The 13,209-nt window shown below is 66.5% G+C and carries 13 protein-coding genes and 1 pseudogene; 5 read left to right on the forward strand and 9 right to left on the reverse strand.

The features are described from left to right. On the reverse strand, positions 1-1,040 hold a 1,040-nt coding region (locus RZ84_RS41590), incomplete at its 3' end, for a helix-turn-helix domain-containing protein (RefSeq protein ID WP_241777823.1). Between the two features lie 82 nt (positions 1,041-1,122). Between RZ84_RS41590 and RZ84_RS23190 the strand changes: the two genes are divergently transcribed. The 3 genes from RZ84_RS23190 (at position 1,123) to RZ84_RS23195 (ending at position 3,228) form a co-directional block, all read left to right on the forward strand. Then, entirely contained in the window at positions 1,123-1,323 is a 201-nt protein-coding gene (locus RZ84_RS23190; protein ID WP_043265905.1) for a hypothetical protein, read from the forward strand. A 496-nt stretch (positions 1,324-1,819) separates the two neighbouring features. Further along, positions 1,820-1,981: a hypothetical protein gene (locus RZ84_RS41595; RefSeq protein WP_241777824.1), complete on the forward strand. Its 162-nt coding sequence runs from the start codon at positions 1,820-1,822 to the stop codon at positions 1,979-1,981. 17 nt (positions 1,982-1,998) lie between these two features. Beyond that, positions 1,999-3,228: an IS701 family transposase gene (locus RZ84_RS23195; RefSeq protein WP_241777825.1), complete on the forward strand. Its 1,230-nt coding sequence runs from the start codon at positions 1,999-2,001 to the stop codon at positions 3,226-3,228. Positions 3,229-3,257: 29 nt separating this feature from the next. Here the strand turns inward: RZ84_RS23195 and RZ84_RS23200 are convergent, their stop codons facing one another. Both RZ84_RS23200 and RZ84_RS23205 read right to left on the reverse strand, forming a co-directional pair. After that, positions 3,258-4,349 carry an IS630 family transposase gene (locus RZ84_RS23200; RefSeq protein ID WP_043265906.1) on the reverse strand — a complete coding sequence of 364 codons (1,092 nt, stop codon included), beginning with the start codon at positions 4,347-4,349 and terminating at the stop codon, positions 3,258-3,260. Between the two features lie 51 nt (positions 4,350-4,400). Next, the gene (locus RZ84_RS23205; protein ID WP_157878996.1) at positions 4,401-4,859 is read right to left on the reverse strand and encodes a transposase; all 459 of its coding nucleotides are present in this window, start codon (positions 4,857-4,859) and stop codon (positions 4,401-4,403) included. 262 nt (positions 4,860-5,121) lie between these two features. Here RZ84_RS23205 and RZ84_RS41600 point away from each other — a divergent pair, with 262 nt between their 5' ends. Together RZ84_RS41600 and RZ84_RS23215 are read left to right on the forward strand one after the other, a co-directional pair. Further along, the gene (locus RZ84_RS41600) at positions 5,122-5,502 is read left to right on the forward strand and encodes a hypothetical protein (RefSeq protein WP_241777827.1); all 381 of its coding nucleotides are present in this window, start codon (positions 5,122-5,124) and stop codon (positions 5,500-5,502) included. Positions 5,503-5,702: 200 nt separating this feature from the next. Then, on the forward strand, positions 5,703-6,146 hold the full coding sequence (locus RZ84_RS23215) for an ester cyclase (protein ID WP_198540033.1): 444 nt from the start codon (positions 5,703-5,705) through the stop codon (positions 6,144-6,146). Between the two features lie 634 nt (positions 6,147-6,780). On the opposite strand, the pseudogene RZ84_RS23220 reads toward RZ84_RS23215, so the two are convergent. The 6 genes and pseudogenes from RZ84_RS23220 to RZ84_RS23245 form a co-directional block, all read right to left on the reverse strand. Continuing rightward, positions 6,781-7,101 (reverse strand): annotated as a pseudogene (locus RZ84_RS23220) (transposase); the annotation flags it as partial. A 63-nt stretch (positions 7,102-7,164) separates the two neighbouring features. Further along, positions 7,165-8,571 carry a glycosyltransferase family 39 protein gene (locus RZ84_RS23225; protein ID WP_078894108.1) on the reverse strand — a complete coding sequence of 469 codons (1,407 nt, stop codon included), beginning with the start codon at positions 8,569-8,571 and terminating at the stop codon, positions 7,165-7,167. Between the two features lie 400 nt (positions 8,572-8,971). After that, positions 8,972-11,191, reverse strand: coding sequence for a hypothetical protein (locus RZ84_RS23230; protein ID WP_043265908.1), 2,220 nt, complete (start codon positions 11,189-11,191; stop codon positions 8,972-8,974). Then, positions 11,188-11,973, reverse strand: coding sequence for an ABC transporter ATP-binding protein (locus tag RZ84_RS23235; RefSeq protein WP_347232779.1), 786 nt, complete (start codon positions 11,971-11,973; stop codon positions 11,188-11,190). Before RZ84_RS23235 ends, RZ84_RS23230 begins: the two co-directional genes overlap by 4 nt. 46 nt (positions 11,974-12,019) lie before the next feature. Further along, the gene (locus tag RZ84_RS23240) at positions 12,020-12,364 is read right to left on the reverse strand and encodes a hypothetical protein (protein ID WP_043265909.1); all 345 of its coding nucleotides are present in this window, start codon (positions 12,362-12,364) and stop codon (positions 12,020-12,022) included. A gap of 94 nt (positions 12,365-12,458) precedes the next feature. Then, positions 12,459-12,803 (reverse strand): hypothetical protein, encoded by a 345-nt coding sequence (locus tag RZ84_RS23245; protein WP_157878885.1) that lies wholly within the window; start codon positions 12,801-12,803, stop codon positions 12,459-12,461. Positions 12,804-13,209 lie beyond the last annotated feature (406 nt).

Consider the following 13,209-nt stretch of genomic DNA (forward strand, 5'->3'; position numbering starts at 1 on the left):
CTGTGCTCGTAGCGGCGTAGTAGTTCGGGGGCTCCGGCGAGGTCTTGGGTGATCCGTCCGTGGGAGCGGGCTCGGGTGAGGGTGTCGGCCAGCAGTCGGTCGCCGTTTTGCGCGAGGGCGGATGCGGTGCGTAGTGCTTCTTGGTCGAAGGTGTCGGGGATGGTGAGGGTGCGTCCGGCGAGGAGTTCTCTGACCCGGCTGTGCGGGTCCGGCTCGGCGGGGCGCGGTAGGGCTGTGTACTGGTTGGCGTACTCGGGCCAGAGGGTGCCCAGGACGAGGACCGGTCGGCGTTCGGGGTGGGTGAGGAGGGTGTGGAGGGCGGCCGCGATGCGTTCGCCGATCTGGGGGTTGCCGAGGTAGTGCTGGGCCTCGTTGAGCCACACCACCGTGTAGGGGGCCACGCGTTCGAGGTCGCCGAGCGCGGCTTCGGCCCGGGTCGGGTCGTAGGGATGCCACAGCCGCCACCCTTGGGCCGCGAGTGGCTGGACCGCTTCCCAGCAGGCCCTTGTCTTGCCTGTTGAAGACGTTCCGATCAGGACCAGCATCCGGCTCTTGCCCTGTGCGGCCTCGGCCGCCACCTTTGCGAGAACCCGGTCGTGACCGCGCGGGACGTAGCCGGGCAACACCCACTCCTGCACAGCGCCCTGCTGGTGCCCGCCGGAGGCGGTTCCGGCAGGGTGGACCTCCAGGTCGTGAGGGTTCCACTCGCCAATCGGCTTGCCCGGGCCCAGGTCCTCAGCGAGCACAGGACTGGCCTCTGAGGCCGCGGTCCGTCGAAGGTTCAGCAGTTCCGTGTCTGGCAGACGCAGCACGCGGGCCAAGGCCGCTACCGTCTCAGCCGATGGAGCGGGCGCGCCGGCCCGGAATGCCTCCTGAACGGTGGTGCGGCCCAGTCCTGTTTGGACGGCGAGCTGGGTCTTGGTCAGTCGGGCGCGGGCCAGCCCGTCGGCTAGTTTCTCGCGCAGCTCGGTGAGCGCCGCGTCGCGCTCGCCATGTTCATCGTGCACCCGTCCACCCCAGCTGTGTGCGCTGGTGTTCATCTTCGTCTGGCTGGACCCCGGCGAACACCGTTTCCGCGACCTTCGACTATGTCAACACCCCACCGTCTACAGGGAGTCTGTCGTGACCCGCCTCGCCGTTGTCCTGCTCACCACCGTGCTGGTCGTCGTGTTCGCGCTGCTGGTCGCCGCCGCCGCGGGCACTCTCGCCCGTCTCGACGGCGCCACCTACCCCGCCGCCCTCATGCGGGCCGCCACCACTTTCGCCGCGGTCCTCACCCTCGCGGCCGCCGTGACCGGAGCACTCGCTCAGCTCATCCCCTGAACCCACGTCAGGCCCGCTGCCCGCACCGTGCGACCATGCCGAAGCCACCATTCGCACTCCCGGCAGCCAGAGCACCGGCGCTTCGGCCGCACGCCGTGGGCCTGGCACGGCGGCGGACAGCGAAGCTCACCGACGGCGGGAACGCGGCGAGGTCGCGGGGGAAGTCTGCCCGTCGCAAAGTTCGGGACCAGGACGGGCCGCCCGCGCCCGAGAGGCGGCGCAGCTGCTCGGAGGCCCAGGTTCGGTAACCGTACGCTCGCTGCACCATTGGGTGGGGAATACAGCACCCGTCGGGTGACCCATCTCAAAGCATGTAGTCGTTCGCATCCGGGTGACCTGCGTCGACTGGATTGCGTGAGGTGCGTGGCCTCCGCTCATTGGGACAGGCGACGGGCTGCGTGCCCGTCTCGGACTCAGCGGCGACGTTTCGCTGGTCTCGTTCCCCCCTGATTCGTCAGCAGCAGTTAGAGGGTTGGCCGTGTCTTGGGGGTTGACGATGACCGCGCGTCGTCCGTGTCCGTCCGCGCCGGGTCCGCTGGAGGAGTACGCGGCCCGGTTCGACGACCTCTTCGTCGGTCTGGCCCAACGTCGCGGCTTTCGGGAGTACGTGACCGGGCTGCTGGCGCCGCGGGACCGGAACAAGACGCTGACTGCCTGACCGGGGCGGAGCCGGTCGTGGGCGCCGGGGCACCGTCGGTGCAGCGGCTGCAGTTCTTCCTTTCGGAGTCCACCTGGGACTCCGGGAAGGTCAATGACCGGCGGCTGGAGATGCTGCGCGAGCAGCCGGAGACCGCGCCGCACGACGGCGGGGCCATCGTCATCGACGACTCCGGGGACCGCAAGGACGGCAAAGCCACCGCGCACGTGGGCCGGCAGTGGCTGGGAAGGTGGGGCAAGACCGACAACTGCGTGGTCACCGTCACCACCGTGTGGACCGACGGGCGGGTGTACTACCTGCTGCACGCGGTGCCGTACACCCCGGCCCAGCACTTCCGGCGCGGCCGAAACGATCCGGACTTCCGCGCCAAGCCTCAGCTGTCGGCCGCCCTCGCGGCCGCGGGCAAGGAGGCCGGCTTTCCGTGCCGGGTGGTGGTGGCCGACTGCGCCTACTCCGTCAGCGACGACTGGTGCTACACGCTGCGCGAAGCCCGCCTGCCTTACGTGGTTCACCTCACGCCGCACCGCGGCACTTGGGCGCCGGCCGACCAGCCGCACACAGCCGTCGACGCCGCCCGTGCCCTGGCCTGGCGGGATGCCGGGTACCCCGGTGACTGGACTTCGGTCGAGCGGCACTTCCGTGACGGGCACACCGAGTCCTGGTGGGCGGCCGACGCCACCCTCGGCGGCTGGCAGCCCCACGGCCCGTGCCGCCTGGTCGTCGCCACCACCGACCCGGCCACCCTGCCGGACAAGGCCACCTGGTATCTGGCCACCAACCTGCCCCACCCCGACGCGCCCCACACCGCCACCAGCCCCCACCGGCCGGCCGACCTCGCCGAGATCGTCCGCCTGTACGGGCTGCGGCCGTGGATCGAGCAGAGCTACAAACAGATCAAGGACGAACTTGGCTGGGTCGACTTCCAGGTCCGCTCCGACACCGCCATCCGCCGTCACCAGACCCTGGTGAACTGCGCGTTCACCTTCTGCTGGGACCAGTGGTTCGCCCCACCCGGACCACTGGATGCCACCGCACCGGACCCCTGCCCCGACACCGGGACAGAGAGGGGGACCAACCACACCCCACCAGCCCCAACCGCCCTGCTGGCCCAGGGCCTTACGCGCAGTGCGGTCCTGGCTCACCCCGGCCACCACCCTGCACCGCTGGTGGCAAGCCTGGACAGACAAGGACCCGCCCGCCGAACTCCAAGCCCTGCTCGACGCGGTCACCACCGCCAGACCTCTTGATCTCTACCGCCGGGTTTAACGAACTACCGCTAATGTCCTGAGTCGGGGATTCGTTTGCAGTATGCGGTGACTTTCTCGAGGATCTCGTCGGCGGTCTTGGTCCAGGTGAACGGTCGTGGGTTGTCGTTCCAGTCGGCCAGCCAGGTACGGATGTCGCGTTCGAGGGCCTGGACGGAGCGGTGGACGCTGCGTCGCAGTTTCTTGCTGGTCAGCTCCCCGAACCACCGTTCCACCAGGTTCAACCACGATGATCCGGTGGGGGTGAAGTGCAGATGGAAGCGGGGATGGGCCAGCAGCCACTTCTTGATCGCCGGTGTCTTGTGGGTGGCGTAGTTGTCCAGGATCAAGTGCACCGCGAGCTTGGCGGGAACCTCCTTGTCGAGCTTGATCAGGAACTTCTTGAACTCGGCGGCACGGTGCCGGCGGTGGAGTGATCCGATCACCTTGCCGGTGGCCACCTCCAAGGCGGCGAACAAGGTGGTGGTGCCGGCGCGGACGTAGTCGTGACTGCGGCGTTCAGGTACCCCGGGCATCATCGGCAAGACGGGCTGAGACCGGTCCAGTGCCTGGATCTGCGACTTCTCATCCACGCACAGCACCAAAGCCGTCTCCGGCGGGTCGAGATAGAGGCCGACGACGTCGCGGACCTTGTCGATGAACAGCGGGTCGGTGGACAGCTTGAAGGTCTGTGATCGGTGCGGGGCCAGAGCGAACGCCCGCCAGATCCGCGAGACGGCCGACTGCGACATCCCCGTCGCCGCGGCCATCGACCGCGTCGACCAGTGGGTGGCGTTCGTCGGCTTCTCCTCGAGGGTTTTGACGATCACCCGCTCGACATCGGCATCGGTGATCTTCCGGGGGCCACCGGGCCGAGGCTCGTCGCACAGGCCATCTGGGCCGTGTTCCAGGAAACGCCGTCGCCACTTGCGGACCGTGTCCGGAGCGATCCGCAGCCGGCGCGAAACCTCCATGATGGACAAGCCCTCGGCGCACTCGAGCACGATCCTCGATCGCAGCGACAGGGCCTGCGCAGTCGAGCGGCGACGCACCCACCCCTCAAGCACCGTCCTTTGAGCATCAGTTACCGTCACCGGCGGGATCTTCGGTCCTCGTTGAGTCACATACAACCAACGACGAAAACCCGACTCAGGACACTAATAGATTGTCGCTGCTTAGTTTTGCTGTGTGGCTGGGTAGAGGTGGCGCAGTTTCACGCGGGCGTCGTCGGTGGTGAAGTGCCAGTCGACTTGGCGCTGGTCGCTGTTGGTCTGCTGCTGCCAGGCGGCGAGTTCGGCGTTGAGCACGGCGAGGTCGTCGATGCGACGGTCCAGGCACTGGCGGGTGAGCGCGGAGAGCTCGATCTCGGCGATGTTGAGCCAGGAGCGGTGCTTGGGGGTGTGGCGGATCTCCAGGCGCTGTGCCAGCGTGAAGGCTTTCCCAGGGTCGAACGCCTCATGGAGCGAGGCGATGGTGTGGGTGTTGAGGTTGTCCATCACCAGCACGACCGTGGCGGCGTCGGGATAGTCCACAGTCAGCAGGTGTTCGACCTGGCGCGCCCAGTCGGCCTTGGTCCGGCGGGGCTGGGCATCCACGCGTCGCCATCCGCGCAGCGGTTCAACCCAGCAGAAGATCGAGCAGGTCCCGAGCGGACGTACTCGTCGTCCTCGCGGTGGTCACGGCCGGGCCGCGGGGAAAGCGGGTCGCGGACGTGGCCGAGCAGCTGGTACGGCTTCTCGTCCATGCACACCACCGGACGCTCCGGGTCGCAGGGGCGGCGGTAGGCCGCCAGGACGTCTTCCATCGCCGCGGCGAAGGCCGCATTCGCGGCGGGCGGGATGGTCCAGCACTTCTTCAGGTGAGGACGCAGTTCTGTTTTTTAAAACCCGGCCGATCGTGGAGTGGTCCAGGTTCGGGATGTCCTCGATCAGCGCCACGTGCCTCTCCAACAGGCGCAGCGACCACCGGGCGTGGCCCTTGGGCGGCGTCGAGCAGGCCAGCGCGATCAGCCTCGCCTCGACCTCGCCAGTCACCGGGGAGGGCACCGGGGGGCAGGCGCGTTCCTTCCGGCCGACCGTGGCTCACACATCGCCGCCGGTCTCCGCGTACCGCTTCGAGACCAGCCGGACCGACTCGCACGAGACGCCGACCCGGTCCGCGATCACCGCCCGCGGATCGACCTCGCCGACCGATGTATCCAGCGCGAGCAACACCCGCGCCCGCCTGATCTTCGACGCGCTACGGACTCCCGTCGTGGTCACCCGCACCAACGCCTGACGATCCTCAGCACTCAAGGCAACCGGATACTTCTTCTGTGACGACATGACACCCCCGCCCGGCCGAAGTGAAGCGACGAGGGGAGACTGCTGGCCTTCAACTCCACCAACCAGAACCGTACTTAGCCGCGACAATCCACTAGGGCGGCATCTGATCAGCCGTTAGTGTATGCGTACGCATACCCGAAGCAATGATGTGTCGTGGAGGTGCAGATGAGCACGGAGCGGATCAAGTCCCGCTATCTGCAGTGGATCGACGAACTGTGGCATGCCGATCCGCAGAAGATGGAGGGCTTCACCGAGCAGATCGCGGCACCCGATTTCATCGGTCACTGGCCGGGCAGCGAGGTGCACGGACCGGTGCAACTCGCCGAGATGGTACGGAAAGGCGTATCGCTCTTCTCAGAACACCGGGTAGAAGTTGTAGTGGGCCCTATCGTGGAAAAAGACCTGGTGTCTGCCAGATGGATTTTCCGCGGAAAGTACAACGGCGAACTCCCCGGTTCTCCGGCTGAACCGGGAACGGAAGTGTCCTTCGCTGGGATGGACATCTTCCGCTACCGCGATGGGAAGTTCACCGAATACTGGGTGAGTTCCGACGGGCTCCAGTTCATGGAGCAGTTGGGTTTCGCACCGAAGCCGTGAGGAGAGGCGGCGAGGCGTTCTGGGGCGTAGCAGGAGTCCATCCTGACCGGGTGACTCCGGGGGCACACCATGTCGACCGGGAGCCCGATGGCGTGCGGTCGTGCGGTCACGTCCGCGGTGCCGCCGCCCTTGCCCGTGGGCGATGTGCCCCCGGTGCGGGGGCGACCGGTGACTGCCAGTGGGGGAAGTGCGGTTCCACGAACTCCCCCCCCGCGAGTGCGGGGACGACGGTCACCGAGAGCCCCCTAACGGGTTCCGCACGGAACAACCCCCGCGGGTGCGGGGACGACAGCGCGTCGCCTACCAGCGCACCCCTGGTTCACCGAAGAGGGCTACGCCCTTCACCTTCCCGAAGGCTGGATGACCGGACTGCGCGCCCTGTATGGCCGGGCTTCTTCCAACAGGTGACGGAACGATGACGACCTGCCCGAGCAGCCACCTCGTGGGTTCTGCTGGAGACATGAACAGTAAGACCAGACCTACCCCACTTCTTCAGCGATCTCCCGTCGTACCCGAGGACTTGTCCTAGTGGATTGTCGCGGCTAAGTATGGTTCTGGTTGGTGGAGTTGATGGCCGGGCAGTCTCCCCTCGTCGCTTCACTTCGGCCGGGCGGGGGTGTCATGTCGTCACGCTTTTCATCGCCCACATGTTCACCGAGTCGATCGCGCACCTCGACCAGTCCAACTCCCCACGGGAGCCGAGTTCGTCGAGAACCAGGCGGTGCAGCTTCGCCCACCCCTGGCCCTGTTCCACTCGGCGAACCGCCGATGGGCAGTCGCTCCCGACGGCCCGAAGGACGCCGACGGCAACTGCTGCCAGGTACAGGCCGGACGTCGCCACGAACACGATCGCGGCCAACACCTCGCGGTCGCCGTACCGACGCCGCCCGCCACCTTGAGGACGCATCGGCGCCTCCGGTACCACCCTCTGGAACAGCGCCCACAACCCGTCCACACCAGCCGCTCAATAATCCCCACCACAGCCGACATCTACCGAGACAGCCAAATGAGATGACGTCTAAACGGAGGCGGCTGGGGCACCGTCGAGGTGGACAGCCATGGTTGTGGGTCGTCCCGGCTCGCGTCGTTCGTAGAGGCTCACCCGGCGCCCTCGCTCGATACTGTCTGAGCGGCGCACGAAGTGTTCGTCCAGAACGCGTTGCTTGGCGCGGTCGCGTGCCGTGCCGGCTTGGCGTAGCTCAGGATCGGTGACGAGCACTATGCGCCTTGTGGCCAGCATGGCCCGCTCGATGTCGTGCGGTTCGGCCTCTATGCCTTTGAGCGTTCCTGACTCCACCGGTCCTTGAGCCAGGGCCAGATCCCGCAGGCCCGTGAACTCGCGGGGTGAGACGAGGGCGGTGTCGCGGCGCGCGGCGGGAATGTAGAGCACACCGTCAGCGGAGTCGCGGACCTGTCCGACCGTTGCTGCCGCATTGAGTACGTCGTCGACCCGGCTTTCCACGGTGCGCAGACGGAGCTCGATCGGGAGAAGCGCCAGGAGGGCCAGGGCGACGGCGGCGGGAAGCAGCACTCGGGCGTGCGCTCTGAGGCGCGCGGCGATCGTGGCCAGCAGGGCGCCGATGAGGAGCGCGAGGCCCACGTACGCGAACAGCACATAGCGGGTGATGTAGAGAGGTTTGACGAGAGAGATCAAAGCCAGGCCGACCTGGGGCACCGCGCAGAGGGGAAGCGCGACGGTTGCGAGGTTCACGCGCGCATGCGGCACCTCCTCGCGCACGCTGTCCGACACGCGCGCGAGCGGCAGGCGCGCACAGAGGGCCGCGATCGTGACGGTGATCAGCACCCCGAGCACCGTCGACCAGCCGAGCGGATGGATCCAGGAGACCTGCGAGGCTTGGGCCCGGCTGGCCAGGATCACCGGCAGGGCCACAGCAACGGCCCCGGAGGCGGCAAGAACCCATCTGACAAGTCGAGTTCGGCCAGGACGGACGTACACCATGGTCATGCCGTGCGAGACAACCGCGAGCAGCGAGAACCAGTTGAGCAGCGCGGCGATCAGAACCGCCGTCGCATACCCGGCCCACTGCCGGCTGTGCGGCCGCTCAAGGGCGCCTACGAGAAGCCAGGTCGCGAGGACCACGAAGGCTAGGACGAGGCCGTAGGGCCGCCCTTCCTGGGCGTGCTCCTGGACTGCGGGAACGACTGCCAGGGCGAGCCCTGCCCCCACCCCGACCCGGCGGCTCGACAGCCGGGCGCCAACCAGCGCGGTCAATCCGCATGCAGCGGCGGTAGCCAGCACCGACGGCAGCCGCAGAGTGACCAGACTGTCGCCAAAGACGGCGAACACTCCGTGCATCACCGCGTAATACAGGCCATGGACGATGTCGACCTGGCCGACCATGTGTCCTATCTCGGCCAGCGGCCGATGCGCTGCCTGCCAGGTCGCCGCCTCATCGCGCCACATGCTGTGTTCGCGGGTGATGCCCCATAGCCCAAGGGCGAGTGCGAGGACGGTCGGACTGGTGCAGATGGATATGCGACCGTGCCGCACTGTGCCTCCAATTGCCTATTGTGTAGGGGGTCTGGCTCACCCGACCGAATGCCGAATGTCCCAGCGGCCGCATCCAGGTGCGCGGGGCCGCGCCAGATCATGGCGACGACGCCTGCAAAAACCGCATAGGAGACCTGCTAGACGACAGTGGCACCGGTCAACGTCGCGGCGATGTGCAATGCCATGCTCTGCCAAGGCGTGGTACCTGGGGCACCGGGAAATTCGATCTAACGCACCGGCGCGGGACCTGACGCCTGTCATTCCTCTTCAGTACGGTCCAGTTGCCGTCTGTTGGTCCCGCGCCAGCGGTATGTCATTCCCCAAAGGGGCGCCAGTCGCTCGCCTGCCGGACAGCTGCTCGCGAGCCCCACCACCAGGTAAGGAGAGCCAGGAGAGCGAGTGCGCCAGACGTAGCGGCGAGGATGCTGTTCGACAGTTCAACACCGTCTGCTGGCCGTTCCTGGGGAGCTGCCAACCAGCTTGCAGCTACCACGCTGGTGGCGACTGAGGCCAACAGCGGTACGAGGAGGGTCCAGGCTGCAGTCGAGTAGTAGATCTTTCGATGACCGGTAAGCACGCTCACAGGCGCGATCTTGCGGCTGAAACGCAGGAACTCGGCCAGGTTGGCCAGAGCAACCGCCAGAGCGACGATGAGCACACCGGGCACACCGAAGAACAGCACCCACCTACCATGCGCAACGGATTCCTTGGCGCCGACCAGCCACCCGGCACCCGGAGTATCGACGGTCGCCGAAGAGACCGGCAGTACGTCCCGCAGAAGCTGTTTGATCTGTGTCTCGGGCAGGTCCTTGCCATCGGCGGAAACGAGGACGAGGGTTTCGGGAGCCTTGGACGAGAGAGCTGGCAGGACGGGGGCCTGTCGCACCTCAACCTGATCAACCACGGGGCCGACCCAACGCAAGGTTTCCAGCAGCCGTTGATCCACCCTTTGTGCCGGGGTGACCACAGGCTGGGGTGAACAGGTGAGTTGCAGAGTGCGCAAGGCGTGGCAGGAGCCTTGGATCCGGGCCGGTGCCGAAGAGCTGGGGTTGCTCGGTCGGTACACCGCAAGGGTCTCCACTCCTGCGGGGAGTTGGTGGAGCACGCTGTCCACCTGGTTCCGGGGAAGTCGGTCGGAGACGCTCATCAGCAGCACACTGTGCCCGACACGATTTGCCGTGGCCTGCGCCGCCTGCGCACTCGTACCGAATTGGGCATTCTTCAACTGCACTTGGCTCACGAGCACCAGAGCGATGCTGATCCCGGCGACCAGGCGCGCGGTCACTCCGGGGTGTGCTGCGATGTGCCGGCCGGAGACCAAGGCTCCGACATCACCGGTACGCCTCGACCAACGACCCAACTGCGGGCCCATCGCCGCCGCGCAGACGGCAACGGCACAGGGCAGGGTAGCCATCACCGCCACGACACCGGTGTTGTACAGCTTCATCCTCAGGTCGGCGTAGTGAGAGGGGTCCAGCTGAGCCGGTCCCCACACCGTGGCAAAGAGAAGGACGGGGCAGGCCAGCGCCGCCCAGTGAAGCGCACGGCTTCTACTGGCGGCGAGCCGCGTCGAGCGAGACTTCTTTCGTGCCGCGGGGCGATGCACGAGGCACGCGAGAAGGAGCATCCCGACTGCGGCGGTAAGACCGGCAAGGGCAATCGCCCAAACCCACTGTCGCAGGTCCGCCGACGACAACCAGTAGTCGATCCAGGGCAACCGGACGTTCCCGACGGCCGCCACGGACAGCGCAGGCAGTGTGCCCAGTACGGCACCGGCCACCACGGGTCCCACTGACTCACCGAGGTTGAGCAGAGCACGATGGCGCCAGCGACCGCCCAACGCGCTGACGAGCGCAGCGCGCTTATCCCGTCCTGCAGAGCCCATGCGCAACGCGACAACAGCGAGCGCGGCGGCCGGCAGCAGGATCAGATAGAGGGCGGTCAGGAACTTGCCGCGGTCAGCGATGAACCGCACGTCGCCGGTGGGCATCCCTCGGTCGCCGAAACCGACGATGGGAAATGCGCTCTGCTTGTCGAGCTGTCGGTCTGTGGGGTTGACGTAGGCGTATCGCTCACCGGGACTGGCCAGGCCCTCGTCACGGATGGTTCCAGCCACTTTGCCGTATCTGTTCAACGCGCCTTCAGCCTGCAGAAGGCGCGTCAGCTTCGGCGACAGGAACGCCTCGCCGGGATCGGGCCAGCGATCAACGCCCGGTGGCAGCGCCATGTGAGGGGACAGCGGGCGAACGTAGACCAGGCTGAACTGCCTTCCTTCGATCTCATCGAAGGTCGGTTTCGCCAACGCTGTGACAGGCCGCGTGGGAAAGGCGTCATGGAATTGCGGGCTTCGTGCGGCTGTCCGCTGCGCGATTCCGTCGTATGCGGCGTACGTTGCGGCAACCGTTGTCAGCCCGAGTCCCAGAACGGCCGTCGCCAGCAACAGTGCGACCGCCCGCACCCGACCGCCACCAGCCCGCTTCCCGGCCGCTTGCCCCATCCGCAACAACTGCCACGAAAGCGAATTGCCCTTCATGAATGGCCCCCCGTCATCCGCTGGACGAGTGCCGCATCCGTAAGCTCAAAGCAGCGGTCGGCCCGTTCCGCGACCCCAGAGTCATGGGTCACCACCACGAGGGCGCAACCCCAGCGTCGCGGGACGTCGAAAAGCAGCTCTGCAACGGCGTCCCGGGTAGCGCGGTCCAGCGCGCCGGTCGGCTCGTCCGCCAACAGGACGGCTGGCTGATTAATCAAGGCTCGGGCCACGGCGGCCCGTTGGCGCTCACCACCCGAAAGCTGACCGGTCGGAACACCGTTGCAGGGAACACCAAGGTCACGGAGCAGACTTTCCGCACGCTCATAGGCTTCTCTGGTTGGCACTCCACCCAGCAGGGCCGCCAGGGCCACGTTTTCCACAGGGGTCAGTTCGGGCAGAAGCTCGCCGAATTGGAAAACCACGCCCATGTGACGGCTGCGATGACGCTCCAGGGCACGCTGCCTCATTCGGACGACGTCCTGGCCTGCTACCTCAACTCGCCCTTGCGACGGCCGGATCAGCCCAAGGATGCAGCCGAGCAGTGTGCTCTTGCCGCTGCCGCTGGGACCGACTATCGCTGCCGACTCACCTGCTGCGACCTGCAGATCCAGGCCAGTCAGCAGTACGCGATCAGCTACCGCGTAGTGAAGCCCGCTGATGTTCAATATGCGCTCGTCAACTCGTGCGCCGTTGCCTTGACCCACTGGTCCCTCTCTCACTTCCCGCTCGCAGCACTGGCAGGGTGGGAGGCTCACAACGCCTTTCCCACCCTGCCGTTTCACCTTCTACAACCGCGTGACCTGCAGGTCAGGCGGGTTGCGGCGAAAATCAGCCGCGGATTTCCCAGCGGCCGCACTCGTCGTTGTTGTCCTTGACCCACGTACAGGCGCGCAAGTCGGTTACCCGACCCCCGGTGCCGCTGTACGTGATGCTGCGGGGGCCGCCCTTGTTCCACAGCGTGTAGTAGCTGTCAGGGTCCGTAGTGCGGTAGTAGTTTGCGAAACCTATGTTGCGGGCGCTGTGGAGCATCACTGCGACCTGTGTGTCATTCTTCTGGCTCCATGCCCCGACCTTGCCGCCGGGCGAGTAGCTCTCGAACGCGGCGACGGCGGGCGATGCCCCCACCAGTGCGGCTCCCGCCACAGCGAGCCCGACAATCGTCTTCTTCATCATGATTCTGTGTTCCTGCCCCGAGAGGTTCTGTACCTGCTTGAGTGGTGTCGGCGCCTGAGTGCCTGGGAAGCGAGATCTCTGATCTTTCAGAGCATCAGCCGCGGACTTCCCACCTGCTGCACTGATCGTCGTTGTCCGGAACCCAGTTGCAGGTCCGCAGGTCGGTCACGCGCCCGCCAACGCCGCTGTAGGCGATGTTGTTGACTATCCCCGACTTGTTCCACAGCGTGTAGTAGCTGCCCGAGTCGGTAGTGCGGTAGTAGTCGGCGTGAGCCTTGAGGCCCCGACTGTGGATCATCGCTGCGACCTGAGTGTCGTTCTTCTGGGTCCACGACCCCGCCTTGCCGCCGGGCGAGTAGCTCTCATACGCGGCAAAGGCCGGCGATGCCCCCATCAGCGCCGCCCCGGCAACGACACATCCCACGATCGTCTTCTTCATCACTAGCAGTCCCTCCCTCGTAAAAGGCGCCAACCTGGCGCCATGTCTCTTGATCGCGTTAAAAGCTATATAAGTAGAAAAGATCTTGGCAAGTTGGTGAACTTGAGGCGGAGAGGGTGGAAGTCGGACTGCGCCGTCGTTGTCGGTTTTGAGACGACTGCGGCCACTCCGTCTCGTCGCCCAGGTCGCCCCGCCTCTCCCGCAAGACGGAGACGGATCAACGGTCGGGCCGACGTCCCGCCTAATGCGCCGGGCTCGTGCCAAGCATGCTGCCCGGCAGGCGGGTGCTGAGGCCGTCGACGGACTGTCGGCACTTGCGTACGACGGAGTGGCCCCGTGCGATCGGAAGCGGAGTCAACCTCTCGGGTGGCACGACGAGTCGGGGTGAAGGGGTGGTTCGTGTGGA

Source organism: Streptomyces sp. CT34 (genome assembly GCF_000805335.1).
Lineage (GTDB): Bacteria > Actinomycetota > Actinomycetes > Streptomycetales > Streptomycetaceae > Streptomyces.